The 22,504-nt window shown below is 63.8% G+C and carries 19 protein-coding genes; 9 read left to right on the top strand and 10 right to left on the bottom strand.

The window, feature by feature from the left end; genetic code table 11:
• Positions 1-126 precede the first annotated feature (126 nt).
• The 6 genes from AC0L23_RS03260 (at position 127) to AC0L23_RS03235 (ending at position 8,616) form a co-directional block, all read left to right on the top strand.
• Complete coding sequence (locus tag AC0L23_RS03260; RefSeq protein WP_018454698.1) at positions 127-681, top strand: c-type cytochrome; 555 nt, start codon at positions 127-129, stop codon at positions 679-681.
• 209 nt (positions 682-890) lie between these two features.
• Positions 891-2,792: an extracellular solute-binding protein gene (locus AC0L23_RS03255; protein ID WP_085351724.1), complete on the top strand. Its 1,902-nt coding sequence runs from the start codon at positions 891-893 to the stop codon at positions 2,790-2,792.
• Positions 2,793-2,806: 14 nt separating this feature from the next.
• Entirely contained in the window at positions 2,807-4,687 is a 1,881-nt protein-coding gene (locus AC0L23_RS03250) for an extracellular solute-binding protein (protein WP_085361625.1), read from the top strand.
• The gene (locus AC0L23_RS03245) at positions 4,684-5,793 is read left to right on the top strand and encodes a microcin C ABC transporter permease YejB (protein ID WP_018454695.1); all 1,110 of its coding nucleotides are present in this window, start codon (positions 4,684-4,686) and stop codon (positions 5,791-5,793) included. Before AC0L23_RS03250 ends, AC0L23_RS03245 begins: the two co-directional genes overlap by 4 nt.
• Positions 5,793-6,974, top strand: a complete 1,182-nt coding sequence (locus AC0L23_RS03240; RefSeq protein ID WP_018454694.1) for an ABC transporter permease — start codon at positions 5,793-5,795, stop codon at positions 6,972-6,974. The genes AC0L23_RS03245 and AC0L23_RS03240 overlap by 1 nt, the downstream gene beginning before the upstream one ends.
• A gap of 4 nt (positions 6,975-6,978) precedes the next feature.
• A complete protein-coding gene (locus AC0L23_RS03235) occupies positions 6,979-8,616 on the top strand; it encodes an ABC transporter ATP-binding protein (protein ID WP_085351726.1) in 1,638 nt (545 codons plus the stop codon).
• Between the two features lie 6 nt (positions 8,617-8,622).
• Here the strand turns inward: AC0L23_RS03235 and AC0L23_RS03230 are convergent, their stop codons facing one another.
• A complete protein-coding gene (locus tag AC0L23_RS03230) occupies positions 8,623-9,513 on the bottom strand; it encodes a C40 family peptidase (protein ID WP_085361624.1) in 891 nt (296 codons plus the stop codon).
• Complete coding sequence (locus tag AC0L23_RS03225; protein ID WP_085361623.1) at positions 9,506-10,879, bottom strand: leucyl aminopeptidase family protein; 1,374 nt, start codon at positions 10,877-10,879, stop codon at positions 9,506-9,508. Before AC0L23_RS03225 ends, AC0L23_RS03230 begins: the two co-directional genes overlap by 8 nt.
• Positions 10,880-11,081: 202 nt before the next feature.
• Here AC0L23_RS03225 and AC0L23_RS03220 point away from each other — a divergent pair, with 202 nt between their 5' ends.
• The 3 genes from AC0L23_RS03220 to AC0L23_RS03210 all read left to right on the top strand — a co-directional run bounded on the left by AC0L23_RS03220 (position 11,082) and on the right by AC0L23_RS03210 (position 13,997).
• Positions 11,082-11,285, top strand: coding sequence for a hypothetical protein (locus AC0L23_RS03220; protein ID WP_018454690.1), 204 nt, complete (start codon positions 11,082-11,084; stop codon positions 11,283-11,285).
• Between the two features lie 281 nt (positions 11,286-11,566).
• A complete protein-coding gene (locus tag AC0L23_RS03215; RefSeq protein WP_085361622.1) occupies positions 11,567-13,075 on the top strand; it encodes a metallophosphoesterase family protein in 1,509 nt (502 codons plus the stop codon).
• Between the two features lie 94 nt (positions 13,076-13,169).
• A complete protein-coding gene (locus tag AC0L23_RS03210; RefSeq protein ID WP_026232795.1) occupies positions 13,170-13,997 on the top strand; it encodes a tetratricopeptide repeat protein in 828 nt (275 codons plus the stop codon).
• A gap of 74 nt (positions 13,998-14,071) precedes the next feature.
• On the opposite strand, the gene AC0L23_RS03205 is transcribed toward AC0L23_RS03210, so the two are convergent.
• The 8 genes from AC0L23_RS03205 to AC0L23_RS03170 all read right to left on the bottom strand — a co-directional run bounded on the left by AC0L23_RS03205 (position 14,072) and on the right by AC0L23_RS03170 (position 22,491).
• Positions 14,072-15,046, bottom strand: coding sequence for a type II secretion system F family protein (locus AC0L23_RS03205; RefSeq protein WP_018454686.1), 975 nt, complete (start codon positions 15,044-15,046; stop codon positions 14,072-14,074).
• Positions 15,047-15,055: 9 nt separating this feature from the next.
• Positions 15,056-16,033, bottom strand: a complete 978-nt coding sequence (locus tag AC0L23_RS03200) for a type II secretion system F family protein (protein ID WP_026232794.1) — start codon at positions 16,031-16,033, stop codon at positions 15,056-15,058.
• A 16-nt stretch (positions 16,034-16,049) separates the two neighbouring features.
• Complete coding sequence (locus tag AC0L23_RS03195) at positions 16,050-17,513, bottom strand: CpaF family protein (protein ID WP_026232793.1); 1,464 nt, start codon at positions 17,511-17,513, stop codon at positions 16,050-16,052.
• A 21-nt stretch (positions 17,514-17,534) separates the two neighbouring features.
• Complete coding sequence (locus AC0L23_RS03190) at positions 17,535-18,803, bottom strand: CpaE/TadZ family protein (RefSeq protein ID WP_018454683.1); 1,269 nt, start codon at positions 18,801-18,803, stop codon at positions 17,535-17,537.
• The gene (locus tag AC0L23_RS03185; protein ID WP_018454682.1) at positions 18,800-19,537 is read right to left on the bottom strand and encodes a CpaD family pilus assembly protein; all 738 of its coding nucleotides are present in this window, start codon (positions 19,535-19,537) and stop codon (positions 18,800-18,802) included. Before AC0L23_RS03185 ends, AC0L23_RS03190 begins: the two co-directional genes overlap by 4 nt.
• 17 nt (positions 19,538-19,554) lie before the next feature.
• A complete protein-coding gene (locus tag AC0L23_RS03180) occupies positions 19,555-21,030 on the bottom strand; it encodes a type II and III secretion system protein family protein (RefSeq protein WP_026232792.1) in 1,476 nt (491 codons plus the stop codon).
• A gap of 11 nt (positions 21,031-21,041) precedes the next feature.
• Positions 21,042-21,839, bottom strand: coding sequence for a Flp pilus assembly protein CpaB (gene cpaB, locus AC0L23_RS03175; protein ID WP_018454680.1), 798 nt, complete (start codon positions 21,837-21,839; stop codon positions 21,042-21,044).
• Positions 21,840-21,966: 127 nt separating this feature from the next.
• Positions 21,967-22,491 (bottom strand): A24 family peptidase, encoded by a 525-nt coding sequence (locus AC0L23_RS03170; protein ID WP_018454679.1) that lies wholly within the window; start codon positions 22,489-22,491, stop codon positions 21,967-21,969.
• Between the last annotated feature and the right edge of the window lie 13 nt (positions 22,492-22,504).

Raw genomic sequence — 22,504 nt, 5'->3', positions numbered from 1 at the left:
CCGGGCAAACCGATATCTCAATGGCAAAACTCGGGGAAACAGTAAGGAACGTTGATTCCCCGAGGCTCGTCCTGGCGGCCGCACTGGGCCGCTCGATCCTTCTTGCGGTGTGGGGCCTGGCCGGAAATGGACTCTTTCGAACTGAACAAGATTCTCGGTGCCGTGCTCGGCACCTGTCTCCTTCTGCTGGTGACGAGCTTCACCGCCAGTGCGCTGTTCTCGCCCAAGATGCCGGAGAAGCCGGGCTTCGAGATCGCCGTGAAGGAAGACGCCGGCCATGGCAAGGAAGGCGGCGCTGCCGCCGCGGCTGCCGAGCCGATCGAAAAGCTGCTCCAGACCGCCTCGGTCGAGAAGGGCGCCGCCGCTGCCAAGAAGTGCGGCGCTTGCCACACCTTCGAGAAGGGCGGCCCGAACCGTGTCGGTCCGAACCTCTATGGCGTCGTCGGCGACCATGTTGGCGAGGGCCGCGGCGGCTTCAACTTCTCGGCCGCGATGAAGGCCAAGGGCGGCACCTGGGACTTCGATGCGCTCAACAAGTTCATCGCGAATCCCAAGGCAGCTGTCCCGGGCACCGCGATGGGCTTTGCTGGCATCCCGAAGGATAGCGAGCGTGCCGACGTGATCGCTTACCTGAACAGTCTCTCCGACAGCCCGAAGCCGCTGCCGACCGCGGCGAAGTAAGGCCTATCGACTTCGATCTTAGTACGCGGCCAGGCTGAAAAGCCTGGCCGTTTGCTTATCCGGGCCTCGCGGCGTTGTTATCGGGGCGTTTGGCCGCAGCGATCGGCCAGCTGGCCCTCCAAGATGAGGAAAAAGCAACATATTCCGTCGAAACCTCGCCTATATTGGGAACTTAAAGGAGTAGCCTCCTTCAAGACAGGAATGTTGATTTGGCCCTTACCCGACGCGATCTCCTGCTCACCGGCACTGCTGCCGCAACGCTCCCCGCCCTTGGTTCCGTAGGGGGCCTTTCCGGCGTCGGCGTGGCACACGCGCAATCCGCCAACGAGCCCACCTGGCGGCACGCGCTGTCGCTGTTCGGACAGATCAAATACCCGGCGGATTTCAAGCGCTTCGACTACGTCAATCCGGAAGCGCTCAAGGGCGGCGTCGCGCGCCAGATCGCCGTCGGCACATTCGACAATTTCAACATCGTCGTCTCCGGTGTGAAGGGGCAAGTCGCCGGTGCCGTGGCGTTCATCTACGAATCCCTCACGACGGCCTCGCTTGACGAAGTCTCGACCGAGTACGGCGCGCTGGCCGAGGCCGTCAGCCATCCGGATGATTTCTCCTTCGTGACTTACCGCTTGCGGCCGCAAGCCAAATGGCACGACGGCAAGCCGGTAACCGCGGATGACGTGATCTTCTCGCTCGATTCCTTCAAGAAGCACCACCCGCAGTACTCGGCCTATTACAGCCATGTGACGAAAGCCGAGAAGGTCGGCGAGCGCGAGGTAAAATTCGTGTTCGACGCGCCGGGCAACCGCGAACTGCCGCAGATCGTCGGGCAGCTCACGGTCCTGCCGAAGCATTGGTGGGAGGGCACGGATGCGCAGGGCCGCAAGCGCGATGTCTCCGCCACCACGCTTGAAGTGCCTCTAGGTTCCGGCCCCTATCGGGTCAAGGAATTCGTTGCCGGGCGGTCGATCGCGCTGGAGCGCGTCAAGGATTACTGGGGGCGCGACCTCGCCGCCAATGTGGGCCGCAATAATTTCGACGAGCTGCGCTATGAGTATTTCCGCGACGCCACCGTGGCGATTGAGGCATTCAAGGCCGATCAGGTCGATTGGCGCACCGAGAACAGCGCGAAGAACTGGGCGACAGCCTATGATTTCCCGGCCGTCACCGAAAAACGCGTGATCCTCGAGGAGTTCGCCAATCGCAGCTCGGGCGTCATGCAGGCCTTCGTGCCGAACCTGCGCCGCGCCAAGTTTAAGGATCCGCGCGTGCGACGCGCGCTCAATTACGCGTTCGACTTTGAGGAGATGAACAAGCAGATCTTCTACGGCCAGTACAAGCGCATCAGCAGTTATTTCGACGGCATCGATGAGCTGATGGCGACCGGGTTGCCGCAGGGCAAGGAGCTCGAGATCCTCGAGACAGTCCGCGCCGAGGTCCCGCCCGAAGTCTTCACCACGGCCTACACGAACCCGGTCGGCGGCAGTCCGGAAGCCGTTCGCGACAATCTGCGCGAGGCGCTGCGCCTGTTCAAGGAAGCTGGCTACGAGGTGCGCGAGCGCAAGCTGATCGACGTCAAGACCGGCGCCCAGTTCTCCCTTGAATTGCTGAACTCGGATCCAAGCTTCGAGCGGATCACGCTGTTCTACAAGCCGTCGCTGGAACGGCTCGGCATTGCTGTCAGCGTGCGGACGGTGGATCCCACTCAGTACGAGAACAGGACGCGCGAGTGGGATTTCGACATCGTCACTAACTCCTGGGGCGAGTCGCAGTCGCCGGGTAACGAGCAGCGCGAATTCTGGTCCTCGAAGACGGCTGACATCGCCGGTTCACGCAACATCACCGGCATCAAGAATCCGGCGGTCGACAAGCTGATCGAGCGGGTGATCTACGCCAAGGGTCGCGACGATCTCGTCGCGGCAACCAAGGCACTCGACCGCGTGCTGCTGTGGAATCACTACGTCGTACCGCAGTGGACTTATACGAAGGTGCGCACCGCGCGCTGGGATCGGTTCGGCCGGCCGGCGGAATTACCCAAATACGGTCAGTCCGGCTTCCCGTTCATTTGGTGGTACGACGCGGACAAGGCGGCGCGGATCGCAAAGAAGTCGTGAAGGGCATTTCTCGCATGGCGCAGCTTTCACGCCGGCATGTGCTGGCCTTGGGTGCCGGTGGCGCGTTCAGCGCCGCCTGGCTCCGGGGCGCGACAGCGTCCGAGATGCCTGCAGAGGCCCACGGCATGTCGGCCTTCGGCGACCTCAAATATCCCGCCGACTTCCATCACTTCGACTACGTCAATGTCGACGCGCCGAAGGGCGGCACCTTCTCGCTTATCCCGTCGGTGCGCGCGTACAACCAGTCCTACCAGACCTTCAACTCGCTCAATGCCTTCATCCTCAAAGGCGATGGCGCGCAGGGCATGGACATGACTTTTGCGCCGCTGATGGTGCGAGCCAATGACGAACCGGACGGGATGTACGGGCTTGCCGCCAGGTCTGTAAATATATCGGCAGACAGGCTGGTCTATCGCTTCACCATGCGGCCAGAGGCGAAATTCCATGACGGCACCAAGCTTACCGCTCACGACGCGGCGTTTTCGCTGACGTCGCTGAAGGCCAAGGGGCATCCGCTGATCATCGTGCAGATGCGCGACATGGTCAGCGCGGAAGCCGTTGACGATGCGACGCTGGTCGTCACCTTTGCCAAGGGACGCGCGCGTGACGTGCCGCTCTATGTGGCGAGTCTGCCGATCTTCTCGAAAGCATATTATGCCTCTCGCGCTTTCGACGAAACATCGCTCGATATCCCGTTGGGCTCGGGCCCGTACAAGGTCGGCAAGTTCGAGGTCAACCGCTACATCGAATACGAACGCGTCAAGGATTGGTGGGCTGCCGACCTGCCCCCCTGTCGTGGCAGCTACAATTTCGACGTCGTGCGCTACGAATTCTACCGCGACCGCGATGTCGCTTTTGAAGGTTTCACCGGCAAGAACTATCTCTACCGCGAAGAGTTCACCGCTCGTATCTGGGCGACCCGCTATGACTTCCCCGCGGTCAAGGAGGGTCGCGTCAAGATGGAGGTCGTGCCCGACGACACGCCGTCCGGCGCGCAAGGATGGTTCATCAACACGCGGCGCGAAAAATTCAGGGATCCTCGCGTGCGTGAGGCACTGATCGACGCCTTCGACTTCGAGTGGACCAACAAGACCATCATGTACGGTGCTTATGCCCGCACGGTATCGCCATTTCAGAACTCGGACCTCATGGCGAGCGATGGGCCTCCGCCGCCGGAAGAGCTGAAGCTGCTGGAGCCGTTTCGCGGCCAGGTTCCGGACGAGGTGTTCGCCGCACCGTTCACGCCGCCCGTCTCCGACGGCTCCGGGCAGGATCGCAGCCTGTTGCGCAGGGCGCAGCGATTGCTGAGCGAGGCCGGCCTGCCGATCAAGGACGGCAAGAGGATGCTGCCGAACGGCGAGATCTTCAGGATCGAATTTCTGTTGGACGAGCCTTCGTTCCAGCCGCACCATGGGCCCTACATCAAGAATCTCGCGACGCTTGGCATCGAAGCGAGCGTGCGCCTCGTCGACGCCGTGCAATACAAGGTACGCCAGGAAGATTTCGACTTCGATATGACGACCCAGCGCTTCAGCATGTCGGCAACGCCGGGCGACGCCATGCGCTCGTTCTTCTCGTCGCAGGTCGCGGCAACGAAGGGCTCGTACAATCTTGCGGGCGTCGCCAATCCGGCCATCGATGCCATGATCGAGAAGATCATGGCGGCCGACAGCCGCGAGGAATTGACCGTCGCCTGCCGCGCCTTCGATCGCCTGTTCCGCGCCGGCCGTTATTGGGTGCCGCACTGGTTCAACAAGACGCACCGGCTTGCTTATTGGGACCAATTCGGTCATCCGCAGAAGCCGCCGCGTTATGCCAACGGCGTCGGCGCTCCCGACATCTGGTGGTACGATGGCGGCAAGGCCGCCAGGCTCGAGCAGGCGAAGCAGCCATGAGCGCCTACATCGCCCGCCGCATCCTGCTGATGATCCCGACCTTGCTCGGGATCCTCTTCGTCTCCTTCATCGTCGTGCAGTTCGCGCCGGGCGGCCCGGTCGAGCGCGTGATCGCGCAGCTCTCGGGCGCGGACACCGGCGGGACCTCGCGCATTTCGGGCGGCGGCGACTTTGCGCAGCGCGCCCCGGGGCAGTTGGGGGCCGGCGGCGACGCCATCAACTCGAAGTATCGCGGCGCGCAAGGCCTCGATCCCGATTTCATCAAGAAGCTGGAAGTGCAGTTCGGCTTCGACAAGCCGGCGCCGGAGCGCTTCGCGCTGATGGTCTGGAATTTCGCCCGCTTCGATTTCGGCAAGAGCTATTTTCGCGACGTCAGCGTCCTGCAGCTCGTCAAGGAGAAGTTGCCGGTCTCGATCTCGCTCGGCATCTGGCTGACGCTGCTGACCTACCTGATCTCGATTCCGCTCGGCATCCGTAAGGCGGTCAGGGACGGGACGCGCTTCGACACCTGGACGTCGAGCGTGCTCGTACTTGGCTACGCGATTCCCGGCTTTCTATTCGCGATCCTCCTGATCATCCTGTTTGCCGGCGGTTCGTTCTTCAACTGGTTCCCGCTGCGCGGACTGACGTCAGACGGCTGGTCGCAGTTTCCGTGGTATTGGAAGATCATCGATTACTTCTGGCATTTGACGCTGCCGCTGATCGCTATGGGGCTCGGTGCGTTCACCACCATGACGTTCCTGACCAAGAACTCGTTTCTGGACGAGATCCGCAAACAATACGTGATGACCGCGCGCGCGAAGGGCTGCAGCGAGAATCGGGTGCTTTACGGTCACGTCTTTCGCAACGCGATGCTGATCGTCATCGCCGGCTTTCCCTCGACCTTCATTCACGCCTTCTTCTCGGGCTCGCTTCTGATCGAGACCATCTTCTCGCTGGACGGACTGGGACTGCTCAGTTTCGAGAGCGTTCTCAACCGCGATTACCCCGTGGTGTTCGGCACGCTCTTCATCTTTTCGCTCGTCGGCCTCGTGATCAACCTGATCTCTGACCTGACCTATATGTGGATCGATCCGCGAATCGATTTCGAGGCGCGGGAGGTCTGATGACGCTGGCCGCCCCCACCACGCCGATCGAAACCACTGCGAAGTCACCGCTCGGCAGTGCCGTGCCGATCACGCGCAAACCGTTCGTGCCGTCGCCGCTCAACAGGCGCCGCTGGCAGAATTTCAAGGCGAACCGGCGCGGCTATTGGTCGTTCTGGATCTTCCTGATCCTATTTGTGGTGTCGCTGTTCGCCGAGCTGATCGCCAATGATCGGCCGTTCCTGATCAAATATGACGGCCACCTTTATTGGCCGTCCGTCGTCACCTATTCGGAAACCACTTTCGGCGGCGACTTCGAAACCGCGGCCGACTATCGCGATCCCTATTTGCAGAAGCTGATCAGGGACAAGGGCGGCAGCATCGTCTGGCCGCTGATCCGCTATTCCTACGACACCCACAATCTCGATCTGCCGACGCCGGCGCCGTCGCGGCCGACCTGGATGTTGACGGAAGCGCAGTGCAAGCCCGTCGTCGAGAAGAAAGGCCTCAAGAGCTGCCGCGATCTCGAATACAACTGGCTCGGCACCGACGATCAGGGCCGCGACGTGGTGGCGCGGCTGATCTACGGCTTCCGCATCTCAGTGCTGTTCGGCCTCTGCCTGACCATCGTCTCCTCCATCGTCGGCATCGCGGCCGGCGCGGTGCAGGGCTATTTCGGCGGCTGGATCGACCTGTTGTTCCAGCGTTTCATCGAGATATGGACTGCGATCCCTTCGCTCTATCTGCTGCTGATCTTGTCGTCGGTGCTGGTGCCCGGCTTCTTCGTGCTTCTCGGCATCCTGTTGTTATTTTCCTGGGTGTCGCTGGTCGGACTCGTGCGCGCGGAATTCCTGCGCGGGCGCAATTTCGAGTATATCCAGGCGGCGCGGGCGCTCGGCGTGTCGAACAAGGTCATCATGTTCCGGCATCTGTTGCCGAACGCGATGGTCGCGACGATGACGTTCCTGCCGTTCATCGTGTCGAGTTCGGTGATGACGCTGACGGCGCTCGATTTCCTGGGGTTCGGACTGCCGCCCGGCTCGCCGTCGCTCGGCGAGTTGCTGTCGCAGGGCAAGTCCAACGTGCAGGCGCCGTGGCTCGGTTTTTCCGGCTTCTTCTCGGTCGCGATCATGCTGTCGCTTTTGATCTTCATCGGCGAGGCCGTGCGCGACGCATTCGATCCGCGCAAGACGTTCAGGTAAGCCAATGGACGCGATCAACCAGCCTTTGCTCAGCGTGCGCGACCTCTCGGTGGCCTTCCACCAGGGGGGCGCCACCACGCTCGCGGTCGACAAGGTCTCGTTCCAGATCAAGCGCGGCGAGTGCCTGGCGCTGGTCGGCGAGTCCGGCTCCGGCAAGTCGGTCAGCGCGCTCTCGATTCTCAAGCTCTTGCCCTATCCAAATGCCTCGCATCCCTCGGGCAGCATCCACTTCAAGGGCCAGGAACTGATCGACCGGTCGGAGCAGGAGATGCGGGAGATTCGCGGCAGCGACATCTCGATCATCTTCCAGGAGCCGATGACCTCGCTCAACCCGCTGCATACGATCGAGGCGCAGATCGGCGAGATCATTCAGCTGCACAATCCGACCAGCAATGCCGAGGCGCGCAGGCGGACGCTGGAATTGCTCACGCAGGTCGGCATTCCCGAGCCTGAAACGCGGCTGAAGAGCTATCCGCACCAGCTCTCCGGCGGCCAGCGCCAGCGCGTGATGATCGCGATGGCGCTCGCCAACGAGCCGGACCTCCTGATCGCGGACGAGCCGACCACGGCGCTCGACGTTACCGTGCAGGCGCAGATCCTGACGCTGCTCGCAGAGATCCGCGGCCGGCTCGGCATGAGCTTGCTCTTCATCACCCACGATCTCGGCATCGTGCGCCGCATCGCCGACCAGGTCTGCGTCATGAAGGGGGGCGAGATCGTCGAGCAGGGGCCGGTCGAGCAGGTCTTCAAGACCCCGAAGCATCCCTATACGCGCGACCTGCTCGCCGCGGAGCCGAAGCCGGATCCGGCGCCGCCGCAGCCGGATGCCCCGGTGGTGATGTCAGCCCACGACCTGAAGGTCTGGTTCCCGATCAAGCGGGGGCTGATGCGCAAGACGGTCGGCCACATCAAGGCGGTCGACGGCGTCAGCATCGCCGTGCGCAAGGGCGAGACGCTCGGCGTTGTCGGCGAGTCCGGCTCGGGCAAGACCACGCTGGGGCTCGCATTGCTGCGGCTGATCTCCTCGAACGGACGCATTGTGTTCCTGGGAAAAGATATCCAGGGCCTGCGCTTCAAGGAGATGCGGCCGTTCCGGCGCGACATGCAGATCGTGTTCCAGGATCCGTTCGGCTCGCTCAGCCCGCGCATGTCGGTCGCCGACATCGTCGCCGAAGGCCTCACCGTGCATCAGCCGCAGCTCTCGCGAGGCGAGCGGGAGGAGCGTGTCGTCAAGGCGCTCGAGGACGTCGGACTGAAACCGGATACTCGCCACCGTTATCCGCATGAATTCTCCGGCGGCCAGCGCCAGCGCATCAGCATCGCGCGGGCGGTGGTGCTGGAGCCGGATTTCGTCGTCCTGGACGAGCCGACCAGTGCGCTCGACATGCTGATTCAGGCGCAGATGGTCGATCTGCTGCGTGAATTGCAGCGCCGGCGCGATCTCACTTACATGTTCATCTCGCACGATCTGCGCGTCGTCGCCTCGCTCGCCAGCCATCTGATCGTGATGCGTGGCGGCAAGGTGGTCGAGGAAGGCCAGGCCGCCGAGCTCTTCAAGAACCCGAAGACGGGTTACACGCGCGCGCTGTTTGCGGCGGCGTTCCGGCTGGAGACGGCGGAGAACGGGTCCGCGGCGACGTAGCCTCCGTCAGAGCCGCTTGATCGCGGCGACCTCGCTGCCGGCTTGCTTGATCCTTGCGATTGCCGGCTCGATCGGCTCGATCACCGTTGCCATGTGATGCGCATTGGCGTGAACCATGGTGCTGCCATCGCGGACGATGGCGACATGACCTTTCCAGAAAATGAGATCGCCGCGCAGCAAGCTGCTTTGCTCATGGGGCTCCAGCGCGCGGCCGAGCCCGGCCTGCTGCATGTCGCTGTCGCGCGGGCAGCCGATGCCCGCCGATGTCAGCGACATCTGGACCAGGCCGGAGCAATCGACGCCAAGGCTGCTCTTGCCACCCCAGAGATAGGGCGTGCCGACGAAACGCTCGGCGACTGCGACGAAATCCGGCTCGCAATGACCAAGCGGGGCGAGATGGGCCTTCGGCAGATAGTGTCCGTCGCGTGTCACGGCGAAGCTGCCGTCCTCGCGTGCAACCGCGATCTTCGATCCCATCACCAGCGTGTCTGCTGGCGGCAGCTTGATCGAGGGACCGGGGAAGGCAAAGGTTCGTAAAGCACTGACCATATGGGTCGGCGCGGCCGCGGGCTTCATGAGTGCTGCGTCCGGCAGCCAGCCGACATAGCCGTCACCTGAAAGTTGACCCCATGCCCAGCCTTCGCCGTTGCGGTCGTAAACCGTGACGCCCTCGCCGCGCAACGCTTGTGTCATTAGCATCGCGTTCGACGACGGCTGCTCGCGCACGGGCGCGATCGCCGCGATGATCTCGAATTCCTCGCCCGTGACGAAACGATCCGCCTGCACCTTGCTTTCGAGGTATTTCGCGGCGATGTCGCCGCGCGACGGTGTCAGCCTTGGATCGTATCTTGGATCGTGACTTGGATCGTGGCTTAGATCGTGTTCTGGATCACGCATAGCGCTCGCTCAGCAATGTGTAGATCGCGCGCGCGGCCTGGCACTCGCCGCCCTCGGGGCGTGCGGGCTTCGCCGACGGCGTCCAGCCGTAGATGTCGACATGCAGCCAGCTCCTGGCATGCTCGACGAAGCGTTGCAGGAACAGCGCGCAAATGATCGAGCCGGCAAAGCCGCCTGATGGTGCGTTGGTGATAGTGGCGGTCTTGGAATCCAGCCACGCATCGTAAGGCGGCCACAGTGGCATGCGCCACAACGGATCGTTCTCCCTCGCCGCGCATCGTGCGACGTCAGCGGCAAGCGTCTCATCATTGGTGTAAAAGGGCGGTAAATCCGGCCCCAGCGCGACGCGTGCCGCTCCCGTCAACGTGCCGAGATCGATCAGCAGGTCCGGCTTTTCCTCGTCCGCAAGCGCCAGCGCGTCGGCGAGCACCAGCCGCCCCTCTGCGTCCGTATTGCCGATCTCGACCGTGATGCCCTTGCGCGAGGTGAAGATGTCGAGCGGGCGGAAGGCATTGCCCGCGACCGCGTTCTCCACGGCCGGAATCAGCACGCGCAGTCGCACCTTCAGCTTCGCATCCATCACCATGCGCGCCAGCGCCAGCACGTTGGCGGCGCCGCCCATGTCCTTCTTCATGATCAGCATGCCGCTCGGAGGCTTCAAGTCGAGCCCGCCGGTGTCAAAGCAGACGCCCTTGCCGACCAGCGTCACCTTGGGATGAGCCGGGTCGCCCCAGCCAATGTCGATCAGCCGCGGCGCGCGGCTAGATGCCATGCCGACGGCGTGGATCAGTGGAAAATTCGTCTTTAAGTCGTCACCGATGGTGCAGGCAAAGCTTGCGCCGAATTCGGCGGCGAGATCCTGCGCGGCTGCGGCCAGCTCCTCCGGCCCCATGTCGTTGGCCGGCGTGTTGATGAGGTCGCGCGCCAGCATTGCGGCGTCCGCCATGCGATTGATGTCGGTCGCGTCGACGCCGTCGGGGGGAACGAGGCTGACCTCGGGGCGATCGGCCTTGCGGTACCGGGCGAAGCGGTAGCTGCCGAGCGCGAAGGCGAGTGCGGCGAGCCGTGCATCCTGCGGTGCATTGGCGAAGCGATAGATGCCCGGCGGCAGGAGGCCGGGCAGGGCGCCCGGTCGGAACAGGTCGCGCGATTTTGCACCCTCGTCCTCGAGCCCGAACAGCACTTGCGCGATCGCGCCATCGGGCGCGGGCAGCGCGAGATAGCCGCCCGGCTTTGCGGTGAAGGCGCTCGCGGTGGCGAACTGGCGTTGCGCCGCCGGTAGCCCCTCGGCGACCTGATCCCAGCTCGACTTGGTGACGAAGGTGATCGGGATGGCGGTAGGCGACGTCTCGAAGACAGAAGGCATTGGCGGGTCCGGATCGTCAGATCGAGCGGGTCATACGAACGGACGAGATTTCGCAGAGTTTTGCCGCCGCCGCAATCAGCTTTGCTGCCACCGTTCGGCGGTCCGCTACTCGCAGCAAAGGGGCCATGCTAGGTTCCGGCAACGGCCGTCAGGTGTGCAGATCTCCGGCGGCCGACGACAAAGCCGGCCGGGAGGAAATGCAATGGAATTTGTGTGGAGCGTGGTCACCTTCATCGGGCAGGCGGTCGAGGCGATTTTTGGCTATGTCGAGCATCATCATTGGATATTCGCGTTCCTTGCCGGCGGTTACGTCTTCTATCTCCACGACCGCTCCGTTCACGCGCGGTTCGATGCATTGGACAAGCGCATTGATGAAATTCGCAAGAGGCTCGCTATCGAATATTGATCGGGTGAGCGAAACCATCATCGGGCGAGCCCCGTCTCATGCCGAGGACACGATCCACGCGAGCGGCCGCAGGGCTTTACTAGCGCTGCGGTTGTGGCATTATTGCCCAATATTTTAGATTGTGTCGTACGGTTCTGCACGGAGTGCAACAACAGGGGATGGGGTCAATTCTTACCCGGCTCATCATGGCCCGGGCTGATTGATACCGGACTGAACCTGATCGTCGAAGGCATTTCTCTCATCGTTTGCGCGGCGCGGCATTCGCAAATAAGCGACGCAAAATGGATAGATCGTTCGTCATCGTACAGATTTCCGACCTGCATCTGGACGGGTCTGGTCGACTGCTTGCGACCATCGAGACGCTCAATGCCGCAATTCGCGAGAGGATGGCGGACTTCGCGGATGTTCCCGATCGCATCCTGCTGATCACCGGCGATATCGTGGACGACCCGGCGCCGCCTGCGCTCGACGAAGCGATCGCCGTCATTGCGTCCTTCCGGCAGACCGGGCTGTTCACCGACATCCAGGCAATTGCCGGCAATCACGACGTCAAGCGACCGAGCCAGCGTGCAGGTCGCCACGATGTTTATGATTACCTGCATTTGCCGCGGACCTCGAAGAGCGTCTACTACCGTCAGGCCGGCCTCGATCTGGTGCTGCTGGATTCCAACCGCGCGAGCCTCACGACGCTCGTGAGCGGCAACGTCGACCAGAGCGCCTATAGCGCCATGGTTTCGGATTCCGCGCGGCTGAGCGTCAAGCTCGCGGGCAGCCTCGGGTCGGGCGGCCGCGCCGATTATGCCGAGCCGGTGGAAAACCTCGTGCGCGTGCTGGCGCTGCACCATCATCCACTGCCGCAGGCGACCGGAGAAGGAAAGCGGTTTCTCGGCGTGCCCGACGAGCCGCTGATGTATCTCGCCGCGCCCGCGACCTTCCTCGAAGCGGCGACATCGCTCAATGTCGATCTGGTCCTGCACGGACACCGGCATGTCGAAGGGCTGACGCGTTATTCGATTCCCGATCCGCGCGCCACGTCGAGCGAGAGCGCTGAAGCATTCTGGCGCACGATCTACGTCCTGTCCTGTCCGTCATCGACCGGGCAGGCCGGTGACGATGCCGGCTTCAACGTCATCCATTTCGGCCCGATGTCCGACCCGATGTCCCATGGCGGCCGCACAGAGTATCGCTTCGCGATCGCCCGCTACTCACGTCCGCGCAAGGATGGTGTCTTCAGGCCGCTCGATTCCAACCTGCCGCACGGCGTCGTCAGACTGCCGGCCGGACGGGATTTTTCCCGAGATCCGGCCGTCCAATCGGGCATCGAGATCGACGCATGCACCACGCTGAAACGGAATCAGGTCGCAGCATTCGCGCGCCGGCTCCTGCTGCGCCGCGCCTTCTATGCCGACGACGAGGTGGATTGGGCCAATTTGCTCCACGTCTATCTCGTGACCTCTCATGTCTGGGCCGATCTGGAAAGCAAGTTCTCGAGATCCGCACGCAAGCATGATGTCGAGGCCGCGGTGACGTCACTACTGCGCCGACTGATCGAGCAATCTGCAAATGTGCTCGGCATCGACGACGTTCAGCTCGACGAGCTCCGCGCGAGGCGTCTGGTCAATCGTGACGATCTTCGACGCGAATTGCCGAGGGTCGTGCGTCCGGGCATCGATGTCGCGATCGAGACGCGGCAACGACTGCAATTGCTGCGGGACCTGAACGAGCAGGCGAAGGCGCTCGGCCTCGATGCGGGTCTCGGCGGCGAGGTGCCGCCGCAGGCGCCGCAGTGACGGGCCCGGGCCGGGAGCATTAACCGGCCGTTAGGGTTAACAGTCTATTGCTGGCGCGTTCGGCTCGATCAATCGGCTCGAGAGTCAAAGCGTCATGCGTCAACGGTTCAGTCGTGAACGGTTAAGTCTTGCCCGGCTTCTTGCGTCCACCTCGCTGGTCGCAGCGGTGGCCATGGGTCTCGGCGGCTGCACGGCGATGTCGAAACTCTCCGACGTCACGGGCTCGGTCGGGCCGCGGGCGGAAGCCGCTCCCACCGATCCCGCGCGCGCTGCTGAAGTCTATGGCGAGCGCTATCGTGCCAATCCCAAGGACGCCGACGCGGCGCTCGCCTACGGCCAGGCCCTGCGCGCCAACGGCCAGCGCGCCCAGGCTGCCGCCGTGCTCGAGCAGGCGACCATCGCCAATCCCGGCAACAAGGCGCTGATGGCCCAATACGGCCGCGCGCTCTCCGACAACGGCAATTTCCAGCAAGCCTTCGACGTGCTGTCGAAGGCGCATTCGCCCGATAACCCGGATTGGCGCCTGCTCTCGGTGCAGGGTACCGCGCTCGATCAGATGGGGCGTCACGAGGAAGCGCGCTCCTACTATGCGAGTGCGCTCAAGATCGCGCCTGGCGATCCCGGCGTGCTCTCCAATCTCGGCCTGTCCTACATGTTGTCGAGAGATCTGCCGAAGGCCGAAGACGCGCTGCGCCAAGCCTATGCCTCGCCGCACGCAAGCGCGCGGGTGCGGCAGAATCTCGGTCTTGTCGTCGGTCTCCAGGGCCGCTTCGCCGAAGCCGAGACTATTGTGAAGGCGGACCTGCCGCCGGACCAGGCTACGGCCAATGTCGCCTATCTCAAGGAAATGTTGACCCGCAGCGACGTCCGGCGTGGTGCGCCGAAGCGGACGCCGGTCGCCTCGCTCGGCCTGCCCGACTGATCAGACGTGATCTTCCGATCTTGATCTTCCAATCTTGAAGGCATCCTCGGACCGTACGCGGTCCACGTCTAAGGTCATTGCATCTCGGTGACCTTGATGCCAGTCGGTCCAAGGATGACGACGAACAGCACCGGCAGGAAGAACAGGATCATCGGTACCGTCAGCTTCGGCGGCAGTGCCGCGGCCTTTTTCTCGGCTTCGTTCATGCGCATGTCGCGGTTTTCCTGCGCCATCACCCGCAAGGATTGGCCGAGCGGGGTGCCGTAACGCTCCGCCTGCTGGAGCGCGAGACATACCGACTTGACGCCCTCGAGCCCGGTGCGCCGCGCGAGGTTCTCGTAGGCGACCTTGCGATCCTGCAAATACGACAGCTCGGCCGTGGTCAGGGTGAACTCCTCCGATAGCGCGATCGACTGGCCCACGATTTCGACCGCGACCTTCCGGAACGCCATCTCGACCGACATGCCGGATTCGATGCAGATCAGGAGCAGGTCGAGCGCATCGGGAAAGGCGCGCTTGATCGAGAGTTGGCGCTTGGAGATCGCGTTCCTGAGGAACAGCATCGGCGCCTGGAGTCCGAGATAGGCCGCACCGACGCAGATGCCGATCTTGATCGGCATGGACTGCTGCATATGCGCGATCAGGAACACGTAGACGACCGAACCGACGAACAGCACGATCGGGGCAACCAGGCGGGCAAACAGGAAGGTGATGTAGGGCGCCTGGCCTCGATAGCCGGCCATGATGAGCTTGTCCCGCGCAGCTTCCTGCGCGAGCCATTTGGTCAGGTTGAAGTCATCGACGACCTTCGAGACGAGCTGCTTCGGCGTCTGGCGCAGCGAGACTTTTTCACTCTTGTGGAGGCGCTCGCGCTCGCGCTGCCGGATGCGCTCACGTTCGTTCGCCACCGCCTTCATGCGCTTGGAAAGGCCCTCGCCGGCGAACAGCGGCATCACCAGCGTATAGACGGTGGCGCTGGCGGCAATGGCCGCCAGCAGCATCGTCATGAAGTGGACGTCGTGAAGTTTCGCAACGAGGAACTCTACCATAAGACACCATCAGAAGTCGAAATTGATCATCTTCTTCATCACCATGATGCCGATCGACATCCAGACAACACAGCCGACCAGCATGAGCTGGCCGGTGGGATGAGTCCAAAGCATCGAGATGTATCCTGGCGTTGTGAGGTAGACGAGGAACATCACGATCGGCGGCAGCGAGCCGATGATGCCGGCCGAGGCCTTGGCTTCCATCGACATCGCCTGGATCTTCTCTTTCATCTTCTTGCGGTCGCGCAGCACCTTGGAAAGGTTGCCGAGCGCTTCGGAGAGGTTGCCGCCCGATTTCTGCTGGATGGAGATGACGATGCCGAAGAAATTGGCCTCGGGCAGCGGCATGCGATCGTAGAGCCGCGTGCAGGCCTCGCCGAGCGGCATGCCGATCGCCTGCGTCTCGATGATGGACAGAAACTCGGAGCGCAGCGGCTCTGGCGCGTCGGCGGCGACCACCTTGATCGATTCGAACAGCGGCAGGCCCGCCTTGATGCCGCGGACGATGACGTCGACGGCATCGGGCAAGGCGGCCAGGAACTTGTTTTCACGGCGCTTCTTCAGGAAGCCGAGCGCCCAGCGGGGCAGACCGAGGCCGCCGGCAAACGCGAAGCCGGCGGCACCGAGCAGGCCGCCGCCGATGAACAAGGCGACTGCGAACAGCACGCCCGCCACGACGGCGGACACGATCCAGAATTTCTGCGGCGCCCAATCGAGGCCGGCCTGCGACAGGCGGACACTGAGCGGTACGCTCTTCTCCTGCTGGCGCCGCGCCTCGAGATCCTTGAGCGAGGTTTCGACCTGCTCGCGGCGCGAGCGCTGCGTCTTCTCGGCGGCGCGGGCCGTGGGCGCCTCGGCCCGCGAGATCGAGGCGCGGCGGCTCTCGGCCTTCCGTTCCCCGGACAGCATTGGATAAAGGAAGACCCAGGCGAGGCCGCCGACGGTGGCGGTGGCAAGGAAGGCGAGGGCAAGGACTTGCATGTTCATGGCTGCGTTGACCTGCTCACGTCGTGGGCGCCACTTCCGCCGCGTCGAGCGCCGCGGCAAGGCGCTTCTCTTCGCCGTAATAGCGGGCGCGTTCCCAGAATTTCGGGCGGCCGATTCCGGTCGACCGGTGCCGGCCGATGATCTTGCCGTTGGCGTCCTCGCCGACCATGTCGTAGAGGAACACGTCCTGGGTGATGATGGTGTCGCCTTCCATGCCCATCACTTCGGTGATGTGGGTGATGCGGCGTGAACCGTCGCGCAGGCGCGCGGCCTGGACGATGACGTCGATCGAGGCGCAGATCATCTCGCGGATGGTGCGTGAAGGCAGGGAGAAGCCGCCCATCGTGATCATGGATTCGCAGCGCGATAGCGCCTCGCGCGGATTGTTGGCGTGCAGCGTGCCCATCGAGCCGTCATGGCCGGTGTTCATGGCCTGGAGCAGGTCGAACGCCTCGGGTCCGCGGACTTCGCCGACGATGATGCGCTCGGGACGCATACGCAGGCAGTTGCGCACCAGCTCGCGCATGGTGACCTGGCCCTCGCCCTCGATGTTGGGCGGGCGGGTTTCCAGTCGCACCACGTGCGGCTGCTGGAGCTGGAGTTCGGCGGCGTCCTCGCAGGTGATGACGCGCTCGTCGTGCTCGATGTAGTTGGTCAGGCAGTTGAGCAACGTGGTCTTGCCCGAGCCGGTACCGCCGGAGATCAGCACGTTGCAGCGGACGCGGCCGATGATCTGGAGGATTTCCGCGCCTTCCGGCGAGATTGCGCCGAACTTGACGAGCTGATCGAGCGTCAGCTTGTCCTTCTTGAACTTGCGGATCGTGAGCGTGGGGCCGTCGATTGACAGCGGGGGCACGATGGCGTTGACGCGGGAGCCGTCGGCCAGGCGGGCGTCGCAGATCGGCGAGGATTCGTCGACGCGCCGGCCGACCTGGCTGACGATACGCTGGCAGATGTTGAGGAGCTGCTGATTGTCGCGGAAGCGGATACCGGTGCGTTGGATCTTGCCGGCGACCTCGATGTAGACGGTGTCGGCGCCGTTGACCATAATGTCGGCGATGTCGTCGCGCGACAACAGCGGCTCCAGCGGACCGTAGCCGAGGACGTCGTTGCAGATGTCGTCGAGCAGCTCTTCCTGCTCGGCGATCGACATCACGATGTTCTTGATCGCGATGATCTCGTTGACGATGTCCCGGATTTCCTCGCGCGCGGACTCCGAATCGAGCTTGGCAAGCTGGGCGAGGTCGATGGCCTCGATCAGCGCGCCGAAGATGGTCGCCTTGACCTCGTAATAATTGTCCGAGCGGCGGGCTTCCATGGTCGGCGCAGGCTTCGCCGGGGCGAGCGGCGGCGAGGAGATTGCCGGCGGCGGCGGCACGCGCGACATGGCGGGCGCCGAAGCCTGGGCAGGCTCTGGCGACACGGCACCGGGCTTCGGGGCCCGGGCGTCGGCGTCTGTTCCGCTACGCTTACCGAACACTTAAAAACTCCATGCGGCGACCTATTTTCCCCGCAACTTGTCAATCAGGGGTGAAAGCAGGGACGACTTTTGCTTCTTCGTTTCGCTGCGGCCGGTCAGGCGCTGGGCGATCTGAAGGAACATCTCGATCGACTTATGGTTGGCCGAGATCTCCGCGATCATCTGGCCGTTATTGGCCGCCGAGCCGAAGATCTGCGGCTCGAACGGAATCGAGACGACCGGCTGGCTCTCGATCGCCTTGGCGAACTCCGCCGCGGCGATTTCGGGCCGTTTCGGCACGCCGACCTGGTTCAGGCAGTAGAGCGGCGGCCGGTCGTTGGGGCGCGCGGCCTTCAGGAGATCGAACAGGTTCTTGGTGTTGCGCAAATTGGCGAGGTCGGGCGCCGCCACGATCAGGATGTCGTCCGCTCCGATCAGGGCGCGTTTCGTCCAGCCCGACCATTGGTGCGGAACGTCGAGGACGATGCAGGGCATCGTGGAGCGCAACGTGTCGAACACGGAATCGAAGGCGTCGGCGCCGAAATCGTAGACCCGGTCGAGCGTCGCCGGCGCCGCCAGCAGACTGAGGTGGTCGGTGCATTTCGACAGAAGGCGGTCGACGAAGGCGGTGTCGACGCGATCGGGTGAGAATACGGCGTCGGCAATGCCCTGCGGTGGATCCTGGTTGTAGTCGAGTCCGGCCGTGCCGAAGGCGAGGTCGAGGTCGGCGACGACCGCGTCCATCGCGAGATCGCGGGCGATCGCCCAGGCGACATTGTGGGAGATGGTTGATGCGCCGACGCCGCCCTTGGCCCCGACCACGGCGATAATGCGGCCGACGGCCTTGGCTTCCGGCGCCGAGAACAGGTTGCAGATCGAGCGCACGACGTCGATCGCGCCGACCGGCGCGAGCACGTAGTCGCTGACGCCGCGGCGGACCAGCTCGCGGTAGAGCGTGACGTCGTTGATGCGGCCGATCACGACCACGCGGGTGCCGGCATCGCAGACGGTCGCGAGATGGTCGAGCCCGCCCAGGAGGTCGTTGCGGCCGTCGCTTTCGAGCACGATCACGTTCGGCGTGGGGGCCGAGCGGTAGGCTTCCACCGCAGCCGCCATTCCGCCCATCTGGATCTTCAGATGGGCCTTGCCGAGACGGCGATCTTCGCCGGCTGACTGCACGGCGGCCGCCGTTTCCACGGTCTCGCAGAAAGCCTGGACGGAAACGCGGGGCGCCGGCGCAATATGCTCCTCGACCGGTGGGAGCGATGCCTCGGACTGATCTTCTTGGGGCTGGCGAGCGTAGCTGATCATCTGCCGGTGTCGCTGAGTTTGGCCTTGTCGGCCTCAGGATAGGCGACCGCCGTCGGCATTCCCTTGCGATACTTCTCGAACGCGGCGGTCCGCCGCGGCGTGTAGGACGGCGTTTCGGGCCGCGGCTGCTCGAGATCCGACGGATTGTCGACCATCGCTGCGAGGTTGCGCTGATAGGCGCAGCCGTAATTGTAGTAGTCCTTGTTCTCGAACCAGCTCTTGTTCTTCATCGAAGGGCCGATATCTTCCGGCCACAGGCCGCAGGGACCCGCGACTGCGGCGATCTTGGAATAGGTGAGGCGGATCGGCGGCAGGAATCGCTTGTCGTCCGGCGTGTAAGAGCGGGCGTTGATGCCGCGCGGCGGAACGCCCGCCGCCGACAGCATTGCCTGGATTTCGCGCATGGTGTCCGCGACCGGACGCGCGTTGGGCGTGCCGGACGGTACGTCGATCCGGATCGCGCCGGTGCCTTCGTGCATCCAGGCCGACGCGACGCCCATCACGTCGGCGCGCTGGGCGGCGGTCAAGCCGCCGCGGGCATGGCCGACGAAGACGACGATGGAACGATTCTGCTCCTCGATCGCGATCGGATGGCGCTGCTTGTAGTCGTCGGGAATGGAGGCCGTGACCGCTTCGTCATGCTGGCAGCCGCCTAGGGCGAGCGCCATGCCGACGAGCGCGCCGCCGAGGTGGATGGCGCGCCTGCGAATCTGGGGTGGTCTAGTGATCTTCATGAAGTCCCCGTTCCGCCTCAGTCGGTGATGAAGCCGTAGGTGCCGCGGTAGTTCTTGGCCGGTTCGGTCCGGCCGGGCACGCCGTAGATGCGGTTGATGTTGCCGAGCAGTTCGGCCTGCGGATCAGCCGGTGCGGAGAAGCCATCATCCGGCCGCGACAGGTCCTTTTGCGCAACTGCGCGAACGATGTAGGGCGTCACGATCACGACCAGCTCGGTCGCGTTGTTGACGAAGTCGCGGCTACGGAACAGCGTGCCGAGGACCGGGAGCTGCATCAGACCTGGCAGTCCGCTGACCGCTTGCTTGGTCTGCTGCTGGATCAGGCCAGCCATCGCCATCGCGCCGCCTGAGGGAATTTCCAGCGAGGTTTCTGCGCGGCGGGTCTTGATCGAGGGCACCGTGAGCGAGTTGACCGAGGTCGAGGTCACGGCCTGGGACAGCGTGATCGCGTTTTCGTTCGAGAGCTCGGACACCTCGGTCATTACCCGCAGGCTGATCTTGCCCTCCGTGAGAACGACGGGGGTGAAGTTGAGCGAGATGCCGAACTTCTTGAAGCTGATCTGGGTGGTACAGACGTGCGTGGTGGGGTCGCACGCATAGCCCGCAGGCACCGGAAATTCACCGCCGGCAATGAACGTTGCCGATTCACCGGAGATCGCGGTCAGGTTCGGTTCGGCCAGCGTCCGGATCACGCCCGCGGTCTCCATCGCACGCAGCGTGGCCTGCACCGACGGGGCCGCGCCGAACTTCGTGGTCAGGTTATTGCCGTCGACGAGGTTGTGGCCAAGAGCCGTGAACGGATTGGAGTTGCTGAAGCTGACGACCGAGGTGCCGTAGCTGAGGTTGGCGGTGAGGTCGATTCCGAGCTGCTTGACGATGCTGCGCTGCACTTCCGCGACCGTCACCTTGAGCATGACCTGATCGCGGCCGCGGACCACGATCGAGTTCACGACCTTCTCGGGGCCGCCGGCGAGGCGCACGGCGAGGTCGTTGGCCTGCTGGGCTTCGGCCGGATTCGCGGCCGAGCCGGTCAAGATGATGCCGTCGCCTAGCCCGTCGATCTGGATGTCTGAGTTCGGCAGGACCTGCTTCAGCGCGGCCCGCACGCCGTTGAGGTCGCGCTTGACCGCGATGTCATAGGCCGCGATCTGCTGGCCGGCGGAATCGAAGAACACGATGTTGGTCTGCCCGATCGAGGCGCCAATGATGTAGGCACGCTGCGCCGAGCGGACGACCGCGTTGGCGATCTTCGGATCGGCGACAAGCACGTCCTTGATGTCGCGCGGAAGGTCGATCACGATCGACTTGCCGATGCCGAGCGAGAGGAATCGCGCGTTCATCTGACCGTCGGCCGCAGCCTGCGCCACAGGGCGATAGTCGGCGGCGACCACAGGGGTGAGCACCGGGTTGAGCGCGAGCGCGACGGCGGCCGAAAACGACAGGGCGCGGACCACCGGGGTTCGCATCGTCGCCAAATTCGCCCTGCATTTCATGTCGACAGTCCTCATCGTGCCTTCGCCGTCGAGCTTGGGATACCGTACCGAATGATCGAAATGCCCTCGCGCTTCTGTGCGGAGTCATCGAGCGTGATCTCGCTCAGCTTGACATCGACGATGCTGCGCAGCGCCAGCGACAGCGTGCCGCTCTGGCGTGCGGAGGAGAGCGTCGCAGTCTGCGCAGGATTGAGTTCGAGAGTGACGGTCTTGCCGACCACCGCGTTCTGGCCGTCCTTCTCCTTGGGAGCCTGGTCGATGGCCAGGACGCGGATATTGGCCAGGATGATCTCGGACGTGACGACATCGGGAGCGCCGCTGCTCTGGTCCGGGTTCTTGAGACGGCGCGTCAAAAGCACGTCGACGCGGTCGTTGGGCAGGATGAAGCCGCCTGCGCCGGTTTCCGGCGAGATCTCGGTCGAGATCGCCCGCATGCCGGTGGGCAGGATTGCCGCCATGAAGCCGGAGCCTTCGGCCTTGACCAGCTTCTGGTCCCGGATCGGCTCGCCCTGGATGAAGGGAGATCGTGCGATCGAGCCGGTGACCTGGGTTACCCCCTCGGGGCGCTCGTTGCGGCGGATGAAGGTGGCGCTGGCGGTCGCGGACGGCCAGGTCTGCCATTGCACGTCTTCCGGCTTGACGGTCTGGCCGAGGCCGATGTCGTTTTTCGCGACCAGGACGTCGACGGTGGGAAGCTGCGCGACCGGAGCAGGAGGCGGTGCAGAATTGTCCGAGCCGCTCGCCAGATACGCGGCGACACCGCCGGCGCAGATGGCGACCGTCAGGACGACAATGCGTGCCCTATTCATACGCTTCACTTTCCAACAAACGCCGCGACGCTGACGCCGCCGTAATCGGCAGTTGACCAGCTATTCGTCAAAGCATGGTTAATGAGGCGTATCTAAATCGCCTTAACGCCGGGTTTACCCGATGCGTTCAGCGCAATGCGAGGTGAGCGAGGTCGATCGCCTTCACCCATTCGGTCTCCGGGTAGACCATCAGCGCGCTCAGTGCGAGCGCGATGCCGTAGGGAATGCCGCTGTCCTTGGCGTGCAGCCGCGCGAGCCAGGTCTGGCCAGCGAGCCCGTAAGGCAGCGGCCACTGCCGGAACTGGAGCAGGAGCAGCGTCAGCGCCCCGCCGAACAGCGAGGCGTAGAGCAGGAAGTTCATCAGCTGTGCGAACCCGAACCAAAGCGCGACGGAGGCCGCCACCTTGGCATCGCCGCCACCGACCCAGCCCATCGCAAAACAGGTGAAGGCCACGACTAGGACGAGCGCGCCGGCGCCGACATGGCCCAGCATCTCGTAAGGTGCCATGCCACCGGCGAGAGCGAGCGCGAAAAAGCCGGCGACCAGCGCCAGCGATACGCGGTTGGAGATCGTCATCGTGAAGAGATCGCTTGCGGCGGCAAACGCCATCAGGGCCGGGAAGAGCAGAAGGCGCGCAAGGTCGAGGATCATGGGCTGCGTCTTG

Source organism: Bradyrhizobium sp. MI1.4, assembly GCF_055811315.1.
This window is presented reverse-complemented; position numbering and strand designations above follow the sequence as displayed.

What these genes read in the sequence shown, in the direction of transcription:
- cpaB (WP_018454680.1), bottom strand. Translation starts at nt 21,839, where the DNA reads ATGAATAGGGCACGCATTGTCGTCCTGACGGTCGCCATCTGCGCCGGC.
- AC0L23_RS03185 (WP_018454682.1), bottom strand. Translation starts at nt 19,537, where the DNA reads ATGAAGATCACTAGACCACCCCAGATTCGCAGGCGCGCCATCCACCTC.
- AC0L23_RS03215 (WP_085361622.1), top strand. Translation starts at nt 11,567, where the DNA reads ATGGATAGATCGTTCGTCATCGTACAGATTTCCGACCTGCATCTGGAC.
- AC0L23_RS03225 (WP_085361623.1), bottom strand. Translation starts at nt 10,879, where the DNA reads ATGCCTTCTGTCTTCGAGACGTCGCCTACCGCCATCCCGATCACCTTC.
- AC0L23_RS03250 (WP_085361625.1), top strand. Translation starts at nt 2,807, where the DNA reads ATGGCGCAGCTTTCACGCCGGCATGTGCTGGCCTTGGGTGCCGGTGGC.
- AC0L23_RS03245 (WP_018454695.1), top strand. Translation starts at nt 4,684, where the DNA reads ATGAGCGCCTACATCGCCCGCCGCATCCTGCTGATGATCCCGACCTTG.
- AC0L23_RS03190 (WP_018454683.1), bottom strand. Translation starts at nt 18,803, where the DNA reads ATGATCAGCTACGCTCGCCAGCCCCAAGAAGATCAGTCCGAGGCATCG.
- AC0L23_RS03200 (WP_026232794.1), bottom strand. Translation starts at nt 16,033, where the DNA reads ATGAACATGCAAGTCCTTGCCCTCGCCTTCCTTGCCACCGCCACCGTC.
- AC0L23_RS03170 (WP_018454679.1), bottom strand. Translation starts at nt 22,491, where the DNA reads ATGATCCTCGACCTTGCGCGCCTTCTGCTCTTCCCGGCCCTGATGGCG.
- AC0L23_RS03205 (WP_018454686.1), bottom strand. Translation starts at nt 15,046, where the DNA reads ATGGTAGAGTTCCTCGTTGCGAAACTTCACGACGTCCACTTCATGACG.
- AC0L23_RS03260 (WP_018454698.1), top strand. Translation starts at nt 127, where the DNA reads ATGGACTCTTTCGAACTGAACAAGATTCTCGGTGCCGTGCTCGGCACC.
- AC0L23_RS03235 (WP_085351726.1), top strand. Translation starts at nt 6,979, where the DNA reads ATGGACGCGATCAACCAGCCTTTGCTCAGCGTGCGCGACCTCTCGGTG.
- AC0L23_RS03220 (WP_018454690.1), top strand. Translation starts at nt 11,082, where the DNA reads ATGGAATTTGTGTGGAGCGTGGTCACCTTCATCGGGCAGGCGGTCGAG.
- AC0L23_RS03230 (WP_085361624.1), bottom strand. Translation starts at nt 9,513, where the DNA reads ATGCGTGATCCAGAACACGATCTAAGCCACGATCCAAGTCACGATCCA.
- AC0L23_RS03210 (WP_026232795.1), top strand. Translation starts at nt 13,170, where the DNA reads ATGCGTCAACGGTTCAGTCGTGAACGGTTAAGTCTTGCCCGGCTTCTT.
- AC0L23_RS03180 (WP_026232792.1), bottom strand. Translation starts at nt 21,030, where the DNA reads ATGAAATGCAGGGCGAATTTGGCGACGATGCGAACCCCGGTGGTCCGC.
- AC0L23_RS03240 (WP_018454694.1), top strand. Translation starts at nt 5,793, where the DNA reads ATGACGCTGGCCGCCCCCACCACGCCGATCGAAACCACTGCGAAGTCA.